The organism is Sapientia aquatica (genome assembly GCF_004358105.1).
Lineage (GTDB): Bacteria > Pseudomonadota > Gammaproteobacteria > Burkholderiales > Burkholderiaceae_D > Solimicrobium > Solimicrobium aquaticum.
On the sequence record NZ_SMYL01000021.1, the window covers coordinates 1 to 21,629 of the forward strand.

General features: G+C 46.8%; 16 protein-coding genes and 1 tRNA gene. 16 read left to right on the forward strand and 1 reads right to left on the reverse strand.

Annotated elements, in window-relative coordinates; all coding sequences use genetic code 11:
• The 12 genes from E2I14_RS18595 to E2I14_RS18650 form a co-directional block, all read left to right on the forward strand.
• The coding region (locus tag E2I14_RS18595) for an EF-Tu C-terminal domain-related protein (RefSeq protein ID WP_454877245.1) at positions 1-230 on the forward strand (230 nt) is incomplete at its 5' end.
• Positions 231-305: 75 nt separating this feature from the next.
• A tRNA-Trp gene (locus E2I14_RS18600) sits at positions 306-381 on the forward strand.
• 38 nt (positions 382-419) lie between these two features.
• Positions 420-800: a preprotein translocase subunit SecE gene (gene secE, locus E2I14_RS18605; RefSeq protein WP_165967898.1), complete on the forward strand. Its 381-nt coding sequence runs from the start codon at positions 420-422 to the stop codon at positions 798-800.
• Positions 801-1,388, forward strand: a complete 588-nt coding sequence (nusG, locus tag E2I14_RS18610; RefSeq protein WP_133331361.1) for a transcription termination/antitermination protein NusG — start codon at positions 801-803, stop codon at positions 1,386-1,388.
• A 142-nt stretch (positions 1,389-1,530) separates the two neighbouring features.
• Entirely contained in the window at positions 1,531-1,962 is a 432-nt protein-coding gene (gene rplK / locus E2I14_RS18615; RefSeq protein ID WP_133331363.1) for a 50S ribosomal protein L11, read from the forward strand.
• Positions 1,962-2,657, forward strand: a complete 696-nt coding sequence (gene rplA, locus E2I14_RS18620; RefSeq protein ID WP_133331365.1) for a 50S ribosomal protein L1 — start codon at positions 1,962-1,964, stop codon at positions 2,655-2,657. Before rplK ends, rplA begins: the two co-directional genes overlap by 1 nt.
• A gap of 263 nt (positions 2,658-2,920) precedes the next feature.
• Entirely contained in the window at positions 2,921-3,436 is a 516-nt protein-coding gene (gene rplJ, locus E2I14_RS18625) for a 50S ribosomal protein L10 (protein WP_133331367.1), read from the forward strand.
• Between the two features lie 60 nt (positions 3,437-3,496).
• Positions 3,497-3,871: a 50S ribosomal protein L7/L12 gene (rplL, locus tag E2I14_RS18630; protein WP_133331369.1), complete on the forward strand. Its 375-nt coding sequence runs from the start codon at positions 3,497-3,499 to the stop codon at positions 3,869-3,871.
• A gap of 213 nt (positions 3,872-4,084) precedes the next feature.
• Positions 4,085-8,191 carry a DNA-directed RNA polymerase subunit beta gene (gene rpoB, locus E2I14_RS18635; RefSeq protein ID WP_133331371.1) on the forward strand — a complete coding sequence of 1,369 codons (4,107 nt, stop codon included), beginning with the start codon at positions 4,085-4,087 and terminating at the stop codon, positions 8,189-8,191.
• Between the two features lie 254 nt (positions 8,192-8,445).
• On the forward strand, positions 8,446-12,675 hold the full coding sequence (gene rpoC, locus E2I14_RS18640) for a DNA-directed RNA polymerase subunit beta' (protein WP_133331373.1): 4,230 nt from the start codon (positions 8,446-8,448) through the stop codon (positions 12,673-12,675).
• Positions 12,676-12,931: 256 nt separating this feature from the next.
• Positions 12,932-15,007 (forward strand): M13 family metallopeptidase, encoded by a 2,076-nt coding sequence (locus E2I14_RS18645; protein ID WP_206105683.1) that lies wholly within the window; start codon positions 12,932-12,934, stop codon positions 15,005-15,007.
• Positions 15,008-15,218: 211 nt separating this feature from the next.
• Positions 15,219-15,881 (forward strand): DUF3313 family protein, encoded by a 663-nt coding sequence (locus E2I14_RS18650; protein WP_133331375.1) that lies wholly within the window; start codon positions 15,219-15,221, stop codon positions 15,879-15,881.
• Positions 15,882-15,929: 48 nt separating this feature from the next.
• On the opposite strand, the gene E2I14_RS18655 is transcribed toward E2I14_RS18650, so the two are convergent.
• Positions 15,930-17,768, reverse strand: coding sequence for a phosphoethanolamine transferase (locus tag E2I14_RS18655; protein WP_165967899.1), 1,839 nt, complete (start codon positions 17,766-17,768; stop codon positions 15,930-15,932).
• 355 nt (positions 17,769-18,123) lie between these two features.
• Between E2I14_RS18655 and rpsL the strand changes: the two genes are divergently transcribed.
• From rpsL to E2I14_RS18675, 4 genes are all read left to right on the forward strand, one after another.
• Positions 18,124-18,507 carry a 30S ribosomal protein S12 gene (gene rpsL, locus E2I14_RS18660; RefSeq protein WP_133331379.1) on the forward strand — a complete coding sequence of 128 codons (384 nt, stop codon included), beginning with the start codon at positions 18,124-18,126 and terminating at the stop codon, positions 18,505-18,507.
• A 171-nt stretch (positions 18,508-18,678) separates the two neighbouring features.
• Positions 18,679-19,149, forward strand: a complete 471-nt coding sequence (gene rpsG, locus E2I14_RS18665; protein ID WP_133331380.1) for a 30S ribosomal protein S7 — start codon at positions 18,679-18,681, stop codon at positions 19,147-19,149.
• A gap of 127 nt (positions 19,150-19,276) precedes the next feature.
• Positions 19,277-21,382 carry an elongation factor G gene (gene fusA, locus E2I14_RS18670; protein ID WP_133331382.1) on the forward strand — a complete coding sequence of 702 codons (2,106 nt, stop codon included), beginning with the start codon at positions 19,277-19,279 and terminating at the stop codon, positions 21,380-21,382.
• 123 nt (positions 21,383-21,505) lie between these two features.
• Positions 21,506-21,629: GTP-binding protein (locus tag E2I14_RS18675; RefSeq protein ID WP_227544815.1), on the forward strand; the 124-nt coding region annotated here is incomplete at its 3' end.

A 21,629-nucleotide genomic window follows, 5' to 3' on the forward strand; every position in this document is an offset into this window, starting at 1 on the left:
GTCACACACCATTCTTCAACAACTACCGTCCACAGTTCTACTTCCGTACAACGGACGTAACTGGTTCGATCGAGTTGCCAGCAGACAAAGAAATGGTCATGCCAGGCGATAACGTTTCGATCACTGTCAAGTTGATTAACCCGATCGCGATGGAAGAAGGCTTGCGCTTCGCGATTCGTGAAGGTGGTCGTACTGTAGGTGCTGGTGTTGTTGCTAAAATTATTGCTTAATAAAACGCAATAAGTAATTAAGTAGTAAAGTACGACACTCCCCGTTTGCGCGGCGAGTGTCGAATTGTTCAGTTTAGGGGTGTAGCTCAATTGGCAGAGCGTCGGTCTCCAAAACCGAAGGTTGGGGGTTCGATTCCCTCCGCCCCTGCCACCGTCATGCTAGCAGGGCATCGAAAGATAAATATAAGTATGTCAAACCAATCTGTGCAAACTGTCAGCACAACAAACGATAAATTAAAAATCACTCTTGCTGTTGTGGCTTTGGTCGCTGGCGTGGTTGGGTTTTTTGTATTGTCGGATCAATCTGTTCTGCGCGTTGTTGCGTTAGTCGTTGGTTTGTTGTTGGCGATTGCTTTTGTCTGGACATCGGAGCCTGGTCAGGCTTTTTTGACGTTCGGTAAAGAAGCGGTGCGTGAGACTAAAAAAGTAGTCTGGCCTACACGTAAAGAAGCGGGTCAAATCACAGCGGTAGTATTTGGTTTTGTGGTGATCATGGCGTTGTTCTTGTGGGGCACTGATAAAATTTTAGAATTTGTCTTGTATGACTTAATTCTAAGTTGGAAAAAATAAATGAGTGAAAATCTCTCGGCTACAGATAACCCAGTTGCTGCAGGTGCACCAGCTGGGAATATGCGTTGGTACGTTGTGCATGCTTATTCCGGTATGGAAAAAAGCGTGCAGCGCGCACTGACTGAGCGTATCGAGCGCGCTGGCATGCAAGACAAGTTTGGCCAAATTTTAGTGCCAAGCGAAGAAGTTGTTGAAGTTAAAAATGGTACTAAGGCAGTGACTGAGCGTCGCCTCTTTCCAGGTTATGTATTTGTTGAAATGGAAATGACGGACGATACTTGGCATTTGGTTAAAAATACTAGCAAGGTAACTGGTTTCATCGGCGGCAAGTCAAACAAGCCAACGCCAATCGCACCGCATGAAGTTGCAAAAATTATGCAGCAGGTGCAAGAAGGTGTCGAAAAACCACGTCCAAAAGTGTTATACGAAGTGGGCGAAGTTATTCGTATCAAGGATGGTCCGTTCACAGACTTCAACGGCAATGTCGAAGAAGTCAATTACGAAAAATCCAAAGTTCGCGTAACAGTTACAATTTTCGGTCGCGCTACGCCAGTAGAGCTGGATTTTAGTCAAGTCGAAAAAGTATAAAGAATTTGTAGTGCGCCGGCTGTGGCGTCTGGCAACAGAAAACAGCAATGTGAAGTACCCGGAGGAGCCAGTCTGAGTTTGTTCCAATTAGTTGGTAGAGATTCAAAAACGGCGCTAACACTCAACCTAAGAAGGAGCCATCATGGCAAAGAAAATTATTGGTTTTATCAAGCTGCAAGTGCCAGCTGGTAAAGCAAACCCATCCCCACCAATCGGACCTGCTTTGGGTCAACGTGGTTTGAACATCATGGAATTCTGCAAAGCGTTTAACGCGCAGACTCAAGGTGTTGAACCAGGTATGCCAATTCCTGTTGTGATCACTGCATTTGCAGATAAGTCGTTTACATTCGTAATGAAAACGCCTCCTGCAACATATTTGATCAAGAAAGCAGCTGGAATCACTAAAGGCTCACCAAAGCCACATACAGACAAAGTAGGCAAGCTCACTCGTGCGCAAGCTGAAGAAATCGCTACATTGAAACGCGCAGATTTGACCGCCGCAGACATGGACGCCGCAGTGCGTACAGTTGCAGGTTCAGCACGTTCGATGGGTATCACGGTAGAGGGTGTGTAATGGCTAAGTTATCTAAACGCGCAAAATTGATCAAATCTAAAGTTGATTCAACTAAAGTGTATTCATTCGACAATGCTGTTGCTATCGTTCGCGAATGTGCAACTGCTAAATTCAATGAGTCTTTTGATGTTGCGATTCAATTAGGTGTTGATCCTAAGAAATCTGACCAAGTAGTTCGTGGTTCTGTTGTATTGCCAGCCGGTACGGGTAAAACTGTTCGCGTAGCGGTGTTTGCTACTGGCGACAAAGCAGAACAAGCTAAAGCTGCTGGTGCTGACGTAGTTGGTATGGAAGATTTGGCTGAGCGTATCAAAGCTGGCGACATGCCATTTGATATCGTGATCGCGTCTCCAGACACAATGCGTATCGTCGGTACATTGGGTCAAATCCTGGGTCCACGTGGTTTGATGCCAAATCCAAAAGTCGGTACTGTAACTCCAGACGTAGCTAATGCAGTTAAGAATGCAAAAGCTGGTCAAGTTCAATATCGTACAGACAAAGCCGGTATTATCCATTCGACAATCGGCCGTAAATCATTTACCGATGCTGATTTGAAAGCTAACTTATTAGCGTTGATCGATGCTTTGCAAAAAGCAAAACCAGCATCAAGCAAAGGTGTATACCTGCGCCGTGTCGCTATGTCATCTACTATGGGTGCTGGCGTACGTGTTGATCACGCAAACTTAGCTGCGTAAAAAATTAGTCCATGCACGCACGTGCATGGCAAATCTTTGGGCTGGGTGCATTTTGCATCCAGACAATCAAAGACCGTTGGGCTGAAACCTTAAAATTTCAGGTAATCACTAAAGTGAGTTCGCTTACTGATGTGCCCAACGCAGATGGTGTGCCCGAACAAGTTTTGTAGTTACATGGTGTAAAAGCCAGAGACTCCTAACTTCGGACGCCGTGTTCGAAACGATGTGAGGGATTTTCCGAGCATCATAATTGGAGGTTGACCGTGAGTCTCAATCTGAATGACAAAAAGGCCGTAGTCGCTGAAGTCTCTGCCAAAGTAGCAACGGCGCAGACTATCGTTGTGGCCGAATACCGTGGCATCCAGGTCGGTCATTTGACGCAATTGCGCGCCAAAGCTCGTGCCCAAGGCGTTTATCTACGTGTATTGAAAAATACATTAGCACGCCGCGCTGTCGAAGGCACTGCTTTCGCTAGCTTGGGTAATGAAATGACTGGTCCATTGATTTACGCTATTTCTGATGATGCTGTTGCTGCGGCAAAAGTAACATTTGAATTTGCAAAAACCAATGACAAACTAGTCATTAAAGCTGGTAACTATGCAGGCAAATCACTTGATAAAGCAGGTGTAGCTGCATTGGCTAGCATTCCAGCCCGTGAAGTCTTATTGGCGCAGTTGTTGGGCGTTATGTTGGCACCGGTTTCTGGTTTTGCGCGTGGCTTGGCTGCATTGTCAGCCAAAAAAGGATCCGATGCTCCAGCCGCTGTAGCAGCTGAGTAATCTGATTTCTAAGTCAAATACCGAATAGATGTAATTACTGAAAAAATTTAGGAGTTTCAAATGGCAATTAGCAAAGACGATATCTTGGAAGCAGTAGGCGCGATGTCTGTAATGGACTTAAACGACTTAGTTAAAGCTTTCGAAGAAAAATTTGGCGTTTCCGCTGCAGCAATGGCAGTAGCAGGCCCAGCAGCTGGTGGTGGCGCAGCCGCTGCTGAAGAGCAAACAGAATTCAACGTAATTCTGGCTGAAGTTGGCGCGAACAAAGTTGGCGTAATTAAAGCGGTTCGTGAATTGACTGGTTTAGGCTTGAAAGAAGCTAAAGACGTAGTTGATGGCGCACCAAAAGCTGTTAAAGAAGGCGTATCTAAAGCAGACGCTGAAGCAGCTAAGAAGAAATTGGAAGAAGCTGGCGCGAAAGCAGATATTAAGTAATCGTGTCTTACTTTGGCGAACGCAAGTTCGTCAAAAAGTAAAGTTGGAATCCTCTCGAAAGAGAGGGTTCCGATTGTCGTTTTCGGTTGTTGATGTTAGTTGTAATTTTTCAACATACAGCACGAAGGATAAAGACTTGAAGTTTCATGGCCGTACAGAATAATCTGTTGAAACTTGAATTCTCTATCTTTCCCTGTCACTCACGGAGTGTTCATGCACTACTCATTTACTGAGAAGAAGCGTATTCGTAAATCTTTTGCGAAACGCGCCAACGTTCACAACGTTCCTTTCTTGCTGGCTACTCAGCTCGAATCCTACTTAGACTTTTTGCAGCAAGACTTAGCACCGTCCCAGCGTAAAAACGAAGGTTTGCAGTCCGCCTTTTCGTCTATTTTTCCTATCGTTTCGCACAATGGTTTCGCGCGTCTCGAGTTTTTATCCTATGTATTAGGCGACCCAGCTTTTGACGTTAAAGAATGTCAACAGCGTGGTTTGACTTATGCATCGCCATTGCGTGCCAAAGTGCGTCTGGTGATTTTGGATAAAGAGTCGCCAACTAAGCCAGTCGTCAAAGAAATGAAAGAACAAGAAGTGTATATGGGCGAATTGCCGCTCATGACCACGACGGGTTCCTTTGTTATCAATGGTACTGAGCGTGTGATCGTTTCTCAGTTACACCGCTCACCTGGTGTGTTCTTTGAACATGATCGCGGCAAAACACATTCATCCGGTAAATTGCTGTTCTCAGCGCGGATTATTCCTTACCGTGGTTCATGGCTCGATTTCGAATTCGATCCTAAAGATATTCTGTTCTTCCGCGTCGATCGTCGTCGTAAGATGCCGGTCACGATTTTGCTCAAAGCAATCGGAATGAACAACGAACAAATCCTGGCTAACTTCTTCGTCTTTGATAATTTCATTCTGCATCGCGAAGGCGCAGAAATGGAATTCGTCGCAGAACACCTGCGCGGCGAAGTAGCGCGTTTTGATATCGCTGATAAGTCCGGCAAAGTAATCGTTGCTAAAGACAAGCGTATCAACAGCCGCCATATCCGTGATATCGAAGCGGCAAAAATCAATAATATTTCTGTTCCAGAAGATTATTTGTTGGGTCGCGTATTGGCGAAAAACGCAGTTGACACCGAAACCGGTGAAGTCATCGCTAACGCCAATGACGAATTGACCGAAGAATTGTTAGCTCGTTTGCGCACCGCCAACGTCACCAACATCCAAACGTTGTACATCAACGATTTGGATCAAGGTGGCTACATTTCTAACACATTGCGCTCCGATGACACCGCTGATCAAATGTCAGCCAAAGTGGCCATCTACCGCATGATGCGTCCTGGCGAACCACCAACTGAAGATTCAGTTGAAGCCTTGTTCAACGGCTTGTTCTACAACGCAGATCGTTACGATTTGTCCGCTGTTGGTCGTATGAAATTCAACCGACGTATTGGCCGCGAAGAATTGACCGGCGCAATGACATTGTCGAATGACGATGTGTTGGCTGTGATTAAGATCTTGGTCGAATTGCGTAACGGTCGCGGCGAAGTCGATGATATCGATCACTTAGGTAATCGTCGTGTACGTTGTGTCGGTGAATTGGCAGAAAATCAGTTCCGCGCCGGTTTAGTGCGTGTGGAACGTGCTGTTAAAGAGCGTTTAGGTCAAGCGGAAGCAGATAATTTGATGCCGCATGATTTGATTAACTCTAAGCCTATCTCCGCAGCGATTCGTGAGTTCTTCGGTTCATCACAATTGTCGCAATTTATGGATCAAACCAACCCATTGTCCGAGATTACGCACAAGCGTCGTATCTCTGCTTTAGGACCTGGTGGTTTGACTCGTGAACGCGCTGGCTTTGAAGTGCGTGACGTTCATCCAACTCACTACGGTCGTGTGTGCCCGATTGAAACGCCAGAGGGACCAAACATTGGTTTGATCAACTCCTTAGCGTTGTACGCACGTTTGAATGAATACGGTTTCTTAGAAACCCCATATCGCAAAGTCGTCGATAGCAAGATCACGAATCAAATCGATTACTTGTCCGCTATCGAAGAAGGTCGTTACATCATCGCTCAGGCGAATGCGACGATTGATGCTGACGGTAAGTTGAGCGATGAGTTGGTATCGTCGCGTGAAGCGGGCGAAACGATTTTGGTCACTCCAGAACGCGTTCAGTATATGGACGTGGCGACCGGTCAGGTTGTGTCCGTTGCGGCATCGTTGATTCCATTCTTGGAACACGATGATGCGAACCGTGCGTTGATGGGTGCCAACATGCAACGTCAAGCTGTTCCTTGCTTGCGTCCAGAAAAAGCATTCGTCGGTACAGGTATTGAGCGCACCGTTGCGGTCGATTCCGGTACAACAGTTCAAGCACTGCGTGGCGGTAAAGTTGATTACATCGATGCAGGTCGTATTGTTATTCGTGTCAACGACGCCGAAGCAACTGCTGGCGACGTCGGTGTGGATATCTACAATCTGATTAAGTACACACGTTCTAACCAAAACACCAATATCAACCAACGTCCTATCGTCAAAGTTGGCGATATCGTGGCAAAAGGTGACGTATTGGCCGATGGCGCATCAACCGATTTGGGTGAATTGGCTTTAGGTCAAAACATGCTGGTCGCGTTTATGCCATGGAACGGTTATAACTTTGAAGATTCGATCTTGATCTCAGAAAAAGTCGTTGCTGATGATCGCTACACATCGATTCATATTGAAGAATTGTCCGTTGTTGCTCGTGATACTAAGTTGGGCGCCGAAGAAATCACACGTGATATCTCGAACTTGGCTGAAAATCAATTAGCCCGTTTGGACGAAGCAGGTATCGTCTACATCGGTGCTGAAGTGACAGCAGGCGACACTCTGGTCGGTAAAGTGACACCAAAAGGTGAAACACAATTAACTCCAGAAGAAAAATTATTACGCGCTATTTTCGGTGAAAAAGCATCCGACGTTAAAGACACTTCGTTACGCGTTCCTTCCGGCATGGTTGGTACAGTTATCGACGTTCAAGTCTTTACTCGCGAAGGTATTGCTCGTGACAAGCGCGCTCAACAAATTATCGACGACGAATTAAAACGTTATCGCTTAGATTTGAACGATCAGATGCGTATTGTTGAAGGCGATGCATTTGAACGTTTAGAACGTATGTTGATCGGCAAAATCGCTAACGGCGGCCCTAAGAAATTGGCCAAAGGCACTGTGATCGACAAGGCTTACCTAGCTGATTTAGATCGCCATCACTGGTTCGATATTCGCCCAGCCGACGACGATGCTGCTGCCGCATTGGAAGCGATCAAAGATTCTATCGCTGAAAAACGCCATCAGTTCGACTTAGCGTTCGAAGAAAAACGTACTAAATTGACTCAAGGCGATGAGTTGCCACCAGGTGTACAAAAAATGGTCAAAGTGTATTTGGCTGTTAAACGTCGCTTGCAACCTGGTGACAAAATGGCGGGTCGTCACGGTAACAAAGGTGTGGTTTCACGCATTGTTCCGATTGAAGATATGCCATACATGGCCGACGGTACACCAGCCGACGTGGTATTGAACCCACTAGGTGTTCCTTCACGTATGAACGTGGGTCAGGTGTTGGAAGTGCATTTGGGTTGGGCTGCTAAAGGTCTCGGTTTGCGTATCGGCGAAATGTTGAAAGCCCATACTGCAATTCAAGAACTGCGCAAATTCTTGGCGTCGATTTATAACGAATCCGGCAAAAAAGAAGACTTGGATAATTTCTCCGATGAGGAAATTATCGAGTTAGCTAACAATTTGAAAAACGGTGTTCCGTTCGCAACGCCAGTGTTTGACGGCGCGCACGAAAGTGAAATCCGTCGCATGTTGGATTTAGCGTACCCAGACCACATTGCTAAACAGTTAGGCATGACGCCATCGAAAAACCAAGTGACCTTGTACGATGGTCGCACTGGTGAATCCTTTGAGCGTAACGTCACTGTCGGTTATATGCACGTTCTGAAATTGCACCATTTGGTTGACGACAAGATGCATGCACGTTCGACCGGTCCTTACTCTCTCGTTACCCAACAACCACTGGGCGGTAAAGCGCAGTTCGGTGGTCAGCGTTTCGGTGAGATGGAGGTTTGGGCACTCGAAGCGTACGGCGCGGCGTATGTCTTGCAAGAGATGTTGACGGTTAAATCAGATGACGTAAACGGACGTACTAAAGTCTACGAAAATCTGGTCAAAGGCGATCACGTCATCGATGCAGGTATGCCAGAGTCGTTCAACGTGTTGGTCAAAGAGATCCGTTCATTAGGTATCGACATCGATCTAGAACGCGGTTAATTTGATAGCCGATATCAGTAAGTTTTAAGCAGTAAAAGTAACAACACCATCGCCCGAATTTACTTCGGGCGATGGTCGTTCAGAAAGTGGTAGTGTTAATTGTGTATCGTTCCCGGTAGTGATGGAACTTGCGCCAAGCGGCCAGGCTCTCCCGTCACTGCGAACAGGGTAAGACGACAACCTTTGAACACCGCGCTTTTTCGCCAACTAGCGTGAATTTTTTCGGAAATTCTTACGCTTGCCAGGAGTGATACATGAAAGCCCTGCTCGATCTATTCAAGCAAGTCCAGCAAAATGAACAATTTGACGCGATCAAGATTGGTCTCGCCTCTCCAGAAAAAATCCGTTCATGGTCCTACGGTGAAGTTAAAAAACCGGAAACCATCAACTACCGTACCTTCAAGCCAGAGCGCGACGGTTTGTTCTGCGCCAAAATCTTTGGACCGATCAAAGACTACGAATGCTTATGCGGTAAATACAAACGTTTAAAACACCGCGGCGTGATCTGCGAAAAGTGCGGCGTTGAAGTTACGTTGACCAAAGTGCGTCGTGAACGCATGGGTCATATCGAATTAGCCTCCCCAACAGCACATATCTGGTTTTTGAAATCATTGCCTTCCCGTTTGGGTATGGTTTTGGACATGACGTTGCGCGATATCGAACGCGTTTTGTATTTTGAAGCCTACGTTGTGACCGATCCTGGCATGACTCCGCTGAAAAAATGCCAGATCATGTCGGAAGACGATTACGCGGCTAAGTACGAAGAGCACGGCGATGAATTCACTGCATTCATGGGCGCCGAAGGTATCCGTGAATTGTTGCGCTCGATCGACATCGACCGCGACGCCGAAGCGTTGCGCGTAGAACTGAAAGAATCCAAATCCGAAGCTAAGATCAAAAAATACGCTAAGCGCTTAAAAGTGCTAGAAGCGTTCCAACGTTCTGGCATTAAGCCAGATTGGATGATCATGGAAGTGTTGCCAGTGTTGCCGCCCGAATTGCGTCCATTGGTACCTTTGGACGGCGGTCGTTTCGCCACGTCCGATCTGAACGATTTATATCGCCGCGTAATTAACCGTAACAACCGTTTGAAGCGTTTGATGGAACTCCGCGCGCCGGAAATCATCACCCGCAACGAAAAACGTATGTTGCAAGAAGCCGTCGATTCATTGCTAGACAATGGTCGTCGCGGTAAAGCCATGACTGGCGCGAACAAGCGTCCATTGAAATCATTGGCTGAAATGATCAAAGGTAAGGGCGGTCGTTTCCGTCAGAACTTGTTGGGTAAGCGCGTCGATTACTCAGGTCGTTCGGTTATCGTGGTTGGTCCACAGCTCAAATTGCATCAATGCGGCTTGCCAAAATTGATGGCTTTGGAATTGTTCAAACCATTCATTTTCAATAAATTGGAATTGATGGGTTTAGCCACAACGATCAAAGCAGCGAAAAAATTAGTTGAAATCCAAGAGCCTATCGTTTGGGATATCTTGGAAGATGTGATTAAAGAGCATCCGGTGATGTTGAACCGCGCGCCGACCTTGCATCGTTTAGGTATTCAAGCGTTTGAGCCAGTTCTGATCGAAGGTAAAGCGATCCAATTGCACCCGTTAGTCTGCGCGGCATTCAATGCCGACTTCGACGGCGATCAAATGGCGGTTCACGTTCCTCTGTCAGTCGAAGCACAAATGGAAGCCCGCACCTTGATGCTGGCTTCGAACAACATTTTGTTCCCATCTAACGGCGAACCATCGATCGTACCTTCCCAAGATATCGTGTTGGGTCTGTACTACGCTACTCGCGAAAAAATCAATGGTAAGAACGAAGGGATGATGTTCCCTGATGTGTCCGAAGTGATTCGTGCTTACGACAACAAAGAAGTGGAACTCACAACACGTATTACCGTACGTATTACTGAATACCCAAAAAATCTGGAAACAGGCGAATTTGAAAAAACAGTAACTCGTTACGAAACCACTATCGGTCGCGCAATTTTGTCCGAAATTCTGCCTAAAGGTTTGCCATTCAGCGTCTTGAATCGCGCCCTGAAGAAGAAAGAAATTTCAAAACTGATCAACACTTCATTCCGTAAATGCGGTCTGCGTGCAACGGTCGTTTTCGCGGATAAATTGATGCAATCTGGTTTCCGCTTAGCGACTCGTGCAGGTATCTCTATCTGTATCGATGACATGTTGGTACCGCCACAAAAAGTCACGCTGATCGCTGCGGCTGAAAAAGAAGTTAAACAGATCGAACAGCAATACGCATCCGGTCTGGTTACTGCCGGCGAGCGTTACAACAAGGTTGTTGATATCTGGGGTAAAACCGGTGACGACGTCGGTAAGGCGATGATGGAACGTCTGAAAGTTGAAGACGTCGTTAATCGCGACGGCACAACTGGCACACAAGAATCGTTCAACGCGATTTACATGATGGCCGACTCCGGTGCGCGTGGATCTGCAGCGCAGATTCGTCAGTTGGCAGGTATGCGGGGCTTGATGGCCAAACCGGATGGTTCGATTATCGAAACTCCGATTACCGCGAACTTCCGCGAAGGTCTGAACGTGTTGCAGTACTTCATTTCAACTCACGGTGCACGTAAAGGTTTGGCCGATACTGCGTTGAAAACAGCGAACTCAGGTTATTTGACTCGTCGTCTGGTTGACGTTACTCAAGATCTGGTTGTAATCGAAGATGATTGCGGCACATCAAACGGCGCTTCAATGAAAGCACTGGTTGAAGGTGGTGAAGTTATCGAGCCATTGCGCGAATTGATTTTAGGTCGCGTCACAGCGTTAGATGTCGTCAACCCAGATACACAAGAAACGCTCTACGCCGCTGGCACATTGCTGGGCGAAGACCAAGTTGAAGAAATCGAACGCTTAGGTATCGACGAAGTTAAAGTACGTACACCGTTGACCTGCGACACACGCTACGGTCTGTGCGCCATGTGCTACGGACGTGACTTAGGTCGCGGCCAGATGGTTAATGCGGGTGAAGCTGTTGGTGTTATCGCTGCGCAGTCCATCGGTGAACCTGGTACACAGTTGACCATGCGTACGTTCCACATTGGTGGTGCGGCTTCTCGTGCAGCGGTTGCGTCAGCCATCGAAGCGAAGTCCAACGGTACGATCCGCTTTACCGCAACAATGCGTTATGTCACTAACGGCAAAGGCGATTTGATCGTTATTTCCCGTTCTGGTGAAGTCTTGATTACAGACGATCACGGTCGTGAACGTGAACGTCATAAAGTACCGTACGGTGCAACCTTAGTTGTGACTGACGGTATGGTGATCAAAGCTGGTATCGTCTTGGCGACTTGGGATCCGTTGACTCGTCCGATCATTACCGAATACACCGGTCAAGTTAAGTTTGAAAACGTCGAAGAAGGCGTCACCGTTGCTAAACAAGTTGATGAAGTTACCGGCTTGTCCACTTTGGTCGCAATCGATGCAAAACGCCGCGGTGTCGCAACAAAACTGTTGCGTCCACAAGTCAAACTGTTGAACGAACAAGGCCAAGAAGTCAAGATCGCTGGCACAGAGCACGCCGTGACGATCAGCTTCCAGCCTGGTGCTTTGTTGATGGTAAAAGACGGACAACAAGTTCACGTTGGTGAAGTCTTGGCGCGTATCCCGACTGAATCACAAAAAACTCGTGATATTACCGGGGGTCTGCCGCGTGTTGCTGAGTTGTTCGAAGCGCGTTCACCAAAAGACGCTGGCGTGTTGGCCGAAGTCACAGGTACGGTTGCCTTTGGTAAAGAAACCAAAGGTAAGCAACGTTTGGAAATTACCGATTTAGATGGTGAAAAACACGAATTCTTAATCGCTAAAGAAAAACAAGTATTGGTGCATGACGGTCAAGTGGTCAACAAAGGTGAAATGATTGTTGACGGCCCACGTGACCCACAAGACATTCTGCGCTTATTGGGTATCGAAGCGTTAGCGCGTTACATCGTTGAAGAAGTTCAAGACGTGTACCGTTTGCAAGGCGTTAAGATCAATGACAAGCACATCGAAGTTATTGTGCGTCAAATGCTGCGTCGCGTAACTGTTGTGAACCCAGGCGATGCGAACTACATCGTTGGTGAACAAGTTGAACGTTCCGAATTGTTGGATGAAAACGATCGCGTAATCGCCGAAGGTAAGATCCCTGCAACCTATGAAAATATCTTGCTCGGTATTACCAAAGCATCGTTGTCTACTGACTCCTTCATCTCAGCCGCGTCGTTCCAAGAAACAACCCGCGTTCTGACCGAAGCAGCGATTATGGGCAAACAAGACAGCTTGCGTGGCTTGAAAGAAAACGTCATCGTTGGACGTTTGATTCCAGCCGGTACAGGTTTGGCTTACCACCGTGCTCGTAAGTTGAAAGAAACTTGGGAGGCCGATGAGCGTAACGCGATGTTGCAAGCAGAAAAAGCAGCTTTTGCGACCAATGTAGAAGCCACTAGCACAACGGAAGTTACTGACAGCGACGAGTAATCACCGCTTAAGTTAATCCAGTAGCAAATGCGAAGCGACCTCAGAAATGGGGTCGCTTTTTTTATGTCTAAAATGATTCTCAGCGATAACAACACAAAGCAAAATCTTAATCAGAATTTGATTGACAGCAACAATTCAATACCTGTAATTTTACTGTTTTATAATAATTATCGATAAAAATTAAACGTAGTTCACCCCAAGGCATATAGCAACTTCGGCCATCAGCCAAACGCTATTTTTAGACAAAAGGAAGAGAATGAAACGTATCCACACCACCCTCAATACTGGCTTTACATTGACAGTATTAGCATTGAGTTTATCCAGCGTCACGCTATTTGCAGCCGAAACCACAGCGACTGTGGCGCCAACTGCGATGCAATCGGGGATATCCAAGGCAAGTGAAGACAAATCCGTCCGCATCCAAGATGACTTCTTTCAACACGTCAACGGCACATGGTTAAAGAACGAAACAATCCCAGCAGATAAATCCATGTGGGGCTCGTTTGTGCAATTGGACGAAGATGTACAACCGCAATTGCAAAGCTTAATCGACAGCTTAGTCAAAAATTCCAGCAGCGCGACTGACGCCGATGCTCAAAAAATCATCGACCTATACACCAGCTATTTAGACACCGCCACCATTGATGCATTAGCCTTGAAGCCACTAGAAGGTCTATTTGCTCAAGTCGATGCGCTAACTGACAAATCGCAATTGCCCGCCTTGATCGCACGTTTTAACCGCTTGGGAATTAACGCGCCCTATTCATTCGGCATTGGCCAAGACGCCAAAAACTCGACTGAATACATCGCCTCCATGGGCCAAAGTGGCTTGAGCTTACCTGATCGTGATTACTATCTGCTAGACGAAGACGCTAAGTTGAAATCCACGCGCGACGCTTACGTAAAGCATGTGGAAAAAATGCTCACCTTGGCTGGTGACAAAAACGCCGCCGAGAGCGCCCAAGTGATTTTGAAATTGGAAACCGCCTTAGCGCAAGTGCAATGGACCAAGGTTGAATTGCGCGACCCAATCAAAACCTATAACAAACTCGAACTAAGCAAGCTCGCGGCGCTAACTCCTGGTTATGACTTTGCGGCTTACTTCAAAGCGTATGGTGTTGACGGCAAAATCAGCGTTGTCAATGCGGGCCAACCGAGTTTCTTTACCGGCTTTGCTAAAGTCGTCCAAGAGCAACCATTGGACGCGTGGAAAACTTACTTCAAATGGCAAGTGTTGAATGGCTATGCTAGCTACTTACCGAAAGCTTTCGACGATGAAAACTTCGCATTCAACGGCACGATTCTGCAAGGAACGCCAGAACACAAAGCCCGCTGGAAACGCGCGATTGACGAGGTCAATGGCGATTTGGGCGAGGCCTTAGGCCGTTACTACGCCGCCAAATATTTTCCACCAGAGCATAAAGCCCGCATGGAAAAATTGGTCAGCAATTTATTGGTCGCCTACAAACACAGCATCGAAAAACTCGATTGGATGACGCCAGCGACCAAGAAGCAAGCGCAGTTAAAATTGTCCACCATGGTCACCAAAATCGCCTACCCAGCCAAGTGGCGTGACTATTCGGCGTTAACGATTAAGAAGGATGATTTAATCGGTAACGCGATGCGCGCTAACGAATATTCCACCGACTACGACATCAATCGTTTAGGTCACCCAGTAGACCGCGAAGAGTGGGGCATGACGCCGCAAACGGTGAACGCGCAGTACAATCCGCAGATGAACGACATCACCTTCCCAGCGGCGATTTTGCGCCCACCATTCTTTAATCCGGACGCCGACGATGCGGTCAATTACGGTGGTATTGGTGCGGTCATCGGCCATGAAATCAGCCATGCGTTTGACGATGAAGGTAGCCAGTTCGATGAGAAAGGTAATTTGCGTGATTGGTGGACGAAACAAGATCATAAAAAGTTTGCAGTAAAGACCGCCGCGTTAGTCAAGCAGTACAACGCCTTTAGCCCATTAAAAGGCTACAACGTGAATGGCGAATTAACCTTGGGTGAAAACATTGCCGACAACTCTGGTTTAGCGATTGCGATGAAAGCGTATCGCATGACTTTGAATGGCAAACCGTCTCCTGTTATTGACGGTTACACCGGCGAGCAGCGCTTCTACATCGGCTTCGCACAAGTGTGGCAAATGAAGGCGCGCGATGAAATCACCTTGGTATTGTTGAAAACCGATCCACATTCGCCAGCCGAATTCCGCGCCAATGGAACCGTGCGTAATCAACCGGATTTCTACAAAGCCTTTGATGTGAAGCCTAGCGATAAGATGTTCTTGGCGCCAAAAGATCGCGTGATTATTTGGTAAGGAAAACCGCGTTGTGATTGCCTGCAGGTTTGGTGATCGCAGCTCGTTAAACAGGTAACAAGCAAAAAAGGCGAAGTTAATGTTCGCCTTTTTTGCGTTATATCGATGCGTGAAAAATTGTGGTCGCTAGCTCAGTAATTAATTACATTTAAAGATCGCTTGCATCGAATTAGTTCGCGCTGTGTTGATTACATTTACATGGGGATGAGACATGAGGAAAATTGTATTGCTCATAGCAGCCGTTGCGATTTCACCGTTGATTTTCGCGCAAGGCAATAACGCAGTCATTCCGAGCGGCTTCTTAAGCCATTACGACAAGCTCGTGCCTGATCCGCGTTCCAGCGACAACTATTTTCATTATTCCGCGCCAGCGACCACGAAGCGAAAAGTAGGCAAAATCTATTTCCTGCCGCTGACCACTTTTCCAGAAAACAAAGAATTCGATGTCATCGACCGTGCCACAGTAGATGCGATGTTGAGCAAGCTAGATGAAGTCTTGCGTAAAAAATTAGCCGGCAAAGCCACGCTGGTAAATACGCTCGAAGAAGCCGACACCATTGTTCAAATCGCTGCCACGGGAGCCAAAACGATCGATGCGAGTCGCGATGTGATTGATTACATTCCGCTGCGTTTGGTAACCAAGCCACTCAAAGATGCGGCAATGGGAAAACAGCAGCAAGTGGTGGTGACGTTGGAGATGATGATGCGCGACGCCAAAACGCATGAGCCGGTTTTTGAAGCGATTCATCACACTGCCGGCAAGAACATCGGACGCACCGGCGACGCGAAACTGCAAGCCAACATCGATGCGCTAAGGCCGGTGGTTGATAAATGGACGGATAACATCGTGAAGGAAATTATTTCGCCTCAGTGAATCCGATCTAGTGCCGAGCACAGTTCTTAAATCATCGCCGTTATCGCTTCATTCATCGCGCGGCAACGGCTTGTGATTATCGATCACCTCATGACAGTCGCCTTGCAAATGCGCGTCATCGTAATTAGTCCAGCCGTAGCTATCGACGTAGCGTTTATGCGCCGTTAATTTGGCACTCACGATACTGCGCTCCAATTGCTCGCTGGGATAATGAACGTCAGCCACGTCGAGTACAGAGTGAAAGATGTTTTCGGTCGATAATTTTGCGTGCCGATGCTGCTTTAATTGCGCCACTTTGTCGGGAAACTGTTCGGCGTAATCGTTCGAATACCACAGGAACGCAGGGATATGAAATTCGTACTGTGTATTGTGTCCATGAAAGGCCAACTCGCAGGCACCGTCGTACAGCGTTTGCCCGTGGTCGGAAACATAGATCAGTGCGCTAATGATGTTTTGCGCTTTCAGTTTGTGTATCGCCTGGGTTAAAAACCAATCGGTGTACAGCACCGAATTATCGTAGCTATTGTTCATCTGCTGCTTGATAGCGCGGTCGTCGTAATCGGGGTCAGTCTCGCCAGTGAGTGACGGTGTCCACCGATTAAATTCCGGCGCGTGACGGTGGCTGTAATTCCAATGATTGCCTATGGAATGCAGCACGATTAACTTCTTTAGACTTGCATCCTTCAATGCTCGCTCCAACGGGTCTAACATCACTTGATCAAGGCTAGAACTATTGGTGAAGCCACCCAGATTTAAGAACTCGGTCACGTCGGCCTCTTTGGCAAAGACGGATACCGGCGTATCAAATTCACCGAACGACATTTGGTTCGAAATCCAATAGGTTTTAAAGCCTGCTTCTTTGAACGCAGACAGAAACGACTTCTCCGAAAATCCCGCCTTCAGACTTTGCATGGCCGGTTTGCGCGACACAATGACAGGAACCGAAAGGCGGGTCGCTGCAACCGGGCTAATGATGTCACTGAGCGCAACCAAGTTAGCTTCGGACTTAAGTAGCGGCGTCGTATCGCGCCCGTACCCGTTTAAGCTCCAACGATCAAAGCGCGATGATTCACCAATGATGACAACAATAGTTTTGGGCGTGGTGTCCGACGTGGCGCCAAATGTAAACGCGCTACTTTTCTCAGCTAATACGCTTAAATAATGTCGCTCGTACAAAAAGTCGGCGACATTGACAGCAAAGCCAAACGGCCACGTTCGCGCGACTATTTTTTTATCAACGGGAGTTTCGAACCAACTGGGCAAAGAGGGAACTTTTCCTTGAAGCGCCGAGGTGAGTTCATGAAACCGTGTTGGCGTGGGCGCAGTAGTTGAAGCCTCGTCATCGTTGCCGTCATCAGCGGCGTTGGCCAGCACCGAATGTTGTGCTTGCTGATAGCCAAACTCTTCGCCATAGACAAACAAAGCGATACAAAAGAGGCAAATTGCCAAGCCCAGCCAACGGCTTGCGTGCGTCCATACCAAGATTGATTTGCCTGCGCGATTGACGAAATACCACCATCCCAAAATGGCTGTTTCGATCAAAATTAGGAGCAGCGTCTTCTTGCCCAAAAACTCGACAGCTTCCTTCGGACTAGTTTCGATAATTAACCCTAAGTGATGCGGTGAAATACCTTGCATAAAAAAAATCTGCAAGTAAATTTCAATGGGCAGCGCCAGAAACACCGGCAGCAACAACCAATGGAAATTACGTGGTCGTTTAAATAAGCTCCACAATAACAGCCAAAAAAATAGTTCTAGCGCGACAATTAAGTTGGCATGTTCGACCGGACGACCCAGCATCAGCGGAAAAAACGGAACGGCGGAAATGAGCAAATACGAGCCGAGCAAAAAACTATACTGCCGGCGTTGGAGTAATTTTTTTAACATTAAGTAAAGCAAATTGGAAAAGTAACGGTGAACGAGTCGCATCTTTCACAAAAAAATGAATTAAAGCAAGTAAAAATGTCGGTTTCATGCTGAGTTTTTGGGAAGAATCGGTGAAATTGATTGACGTGCTTCCAATCCAAGTTTAAACTTGCGAGTTCTCGATTTTGTTTCTTTCGTGCGCTAAAATATAAATCCGCTTCCATGTTGATTAATTTTTGAGCAATTTTGAGCAAATTCAGAGAGAAGTAAGTTGAAGTTGAAGCTACCCGCACAGTGTGCGAGAGATTGATTAGTCCCCGGGCAATCGTTTCCGGGCTTTGTTTTATGTAGTCTTATTTATGTTGGGTTTATAACGATGCCAACCATCAATCAATTGATTCGCCAACCACGTGTTTCAGTACGCGTGAAGAGCAAATCGCCGGCGCTGGAAAACAGCCCGCAAAAACGTGGAGTTTGCACTCGCGTTTATACAACAACTCCAAAAAAGCCTAACTCGGCTTTACGTAAAGTTGCCAAAGTACGCTTAACCAACGGTTTCGAAGTTATTTCGTATATCGGCGGTGAAGGCCATAACTTGCAAGAGCATAGCGTGGTTTTATTGCGCGGTGGTCGTGTTAAGGATTTGCCGGGTGTGCGTTACCACATGGTTCGCGGCGCATTGGATACTCAAGGCGTTAAAGACCGTAAACAAGCTCGTTCCAAATACGGTTCGAAGCGTGCAAAAGCTGCTAAGAAATAATTTCTTGAAATTATCTCGTAGTAATTTTGCTGTAAATTAACTTGTAAGTTCATATTTGGTATGGGTGTCGGTTGTATCTGAACCGAGTAAGTGGCGGGCTATGATGGCTCACCGCGAGGATGTAGAGAGTTAAACATCTACTGACTCAACTGAAGATCGAAAGGAAATGAAATGCCACGTCGTCGTGAAGTCCCGAAACGCGATATTTTGCCGGATCCAAAATTCGGTAACGTAGAAGTCGCAAAATTTGTCAACGTTTTAATGTTGTCAGGTAAAAAATCTGTAGCAGAAGGCATTATTTACGGTGCGTTTGATCACATCCAGACTAAGTCTGGTAAAGATCCACTGGAAGTGTTTGCATCTGCAATTGGTAACTGCAAACCACTGGTTGAGGTTAAATCCCGCCGTGTTGGTGGCGCTAACTACCAAGTTCCAGTTGAAGTTCGTCCAGTTCGTCGTTTGGCTTTGTCGATGCGTTGGTTGCGTGAAGCAGCTAACAAGCGCAGCGAAAAATCCATGCCGCAACGTTTGGCTGGTGAATTGTTAGAAGCCGCTGAAGGTCGTGGCGGTGCAATGAAAAAACGCGATGAAGTTCATCGTATGGCTGAAGCGAATAAGGCATTCTCGCATTTCCGCTTCTAATTAGGGAATATCGAGGGTGTGCTGTGCTTTAGTTAGGTGCAGATACCTCGTGAAGTATTTTTGAATCAAACCGAGTATCGTGAAAACAGATGCTCGGTTTTGTCCATTATAAGAATTAGGATTGATTATGGCCCGCAAGACCCCTATTGAACGCTACCGTAATATCGGTATTTCAGCACACATTGATGCTGGTAAAACGACGACCACTGAGCGTGTTTTGTTTTACACCGGTGTAAATCACAAGATTGGTGAAGTGCATGATGGTGCCGCCACCATGGACTGGATGGAGCAAGAGCAAGAGCGCGGTATTACTATTACTTCCGCTGCGACGACCTGCTTCTGGAAAGGTATGGCGAACAACTTCCCTGAGCATCATATTAATATTATTGATACTCCGGGCCACGTTGACTTCACTATTGAAGTTGAGCGTTCGATGCGCGTACTTGACGGTGCTTGCATGGTTTACTGCGCTGTGGGTGGTGTTCAGCCACAATCAGAAACTGTATGGCGTCAAGCGAACAAATACAAAGTTCCACGTTTGGCTTTCGTTAACAAAATGGACCGTACTGGCGCGAACTTCTTCAAAGTTTACGATCAAATGCGCGCTCGTTTGAAAGCGAATCCAGTCTTGATTCAAATCCCTATCGGCTCCGAAGAAAACTTCTTGGGCGTCGTTGATTTGGTCAAGATGAAAGCGGTGTACTGGGATGACTCAACCCAAGGTATGAAGTTTGACTACCGCGATATTCCTGCTGAATTGCAAGCGCAAGCAGCCGAATGGCGTGAAAAAATGGTTGAAGTTGCTGCTGAATACACAGAAGAATTGATGAACAAATACCTTGAAGAAGGTGATTTGTCGGAAGCTGAAATCAAGCAAGCACTGCGCGCTCGTACCATTGCGGCGGAAATCGTTCCAATGATGTGCGGAACTGCGTTCAAAAACAAAGGCGTTCAAGCCATGTTGGATGCGGTTATCGAATACTTGCCATCACCAGTAGATATCCCTGCGGTGACTGGTGTGGATGAGCACGATGAGCCAACGTCACGTAAAGCTGAAGACACAGAGAAATTCTCTGCTTTAGCATTTAAGATCATGACCGATCCGTTTGTTGGTCAATTGATTTTCTTCCGTGTGTACTCAGGTTCCGTTAAGTCCGGCGACACTGTATTTAATCCGAACAAAAACAAGAAAGAACGTTTAGGTCGTATTTTGCAGATGCACGCTAACCAACGTGAAGAAATTAAAGAAGTTAACGCTGGTGATATCGCCGCTGCTGTTGGTTTGAAAGAAGCGACAACTGGTGAAACATTGTGCGATCCATCATCAATCATTACTTTGGAGCGCATGGTATTCCCTGAGCCAGTTATTTCTCAAGCTGTTGAGCCAAAAACCAAGGCCGACCAAGAGAAAATGGGCTTGGCGTTGAATCGCTTGGCGCAAGAAGATCCATCATTCCGCGTTAAAACGGATGAAGAATCTGGCCAAACAATTATCGGTGGTATGGGCGAGTTGCACTTGGAAATTATCGTTGATCGTATGAAGCGTGAATTTGGCGTGGAAGCGACAGTTGGTAAGCCACAAGTTGCGTACCGCGAAACTATTCGCAAAACTTGCGAAGAAATCGAAGGTAAATTCGTTAAGCAATCTGGTGGTCGTGGTCAATACGGTCACGTGGTATTGAAGATCGAACCGCAAGAAGCTGGTAAAGGTTTCGAATTCGTTGATGCGATCAAAGGCGGTACTGTTCCTCGTGAATATATCCCTGCGGTTGAAAAAGGTGTTCGTGAAACATTGAACTCTGGCGTGATGGCTGGTTACCCAGTAGTTGACGTTAAAGTTACCTTGTTCTTCGGTTCATACCATGACGTTGACTCGAACGAAAACGCGTTCCGTATGGCTGGTTCGATGGCGTTTAAAGACGGCTGCCGCAAAGCAAGTCCAGTTATTTTGGAACCAATGATGTCGGTTGAAGTTGAGACTCCAGAAGACTACGCTGGTACTGTAATGGGTGACTTGTCATCACGTCGCGGTATGGTTCAAGGTATGGACGAGATTCCAGGTGGCGGCGGCAAGATCATTAAAGCTGAAGTTCCATTGTCAGAAATGTTTGGTTACTCGACTTCGTTGCGTTCAGCAACCCAAGGTCGCGCAACTTACACGATGGAATTCAAGCACTACTCGGAAGCGCCTAAAAACGTTATCGACGCAATCGTTACAGCAAAAGCGAAGTAATCCTGTAAAATACTGGGTTCACTGATTAAATTTAGTCTTGTTGCTGCGTTTGTTTTGTAAAAAAACAAACGCAGCTAAACAAATCAATTAAGCACTAATCGTTCTTTTTGAAGGAAGAATAAAATGGCAAAAAGCAAGTTTGAGCGGACCAAGCCGCACGTGAATGTGGGCACAATTGGCCACGTTGATCATGGTAAAACAACATTGACAGCAGCGATTGCTACCGTATTGTCGAAGAAATTTGGCG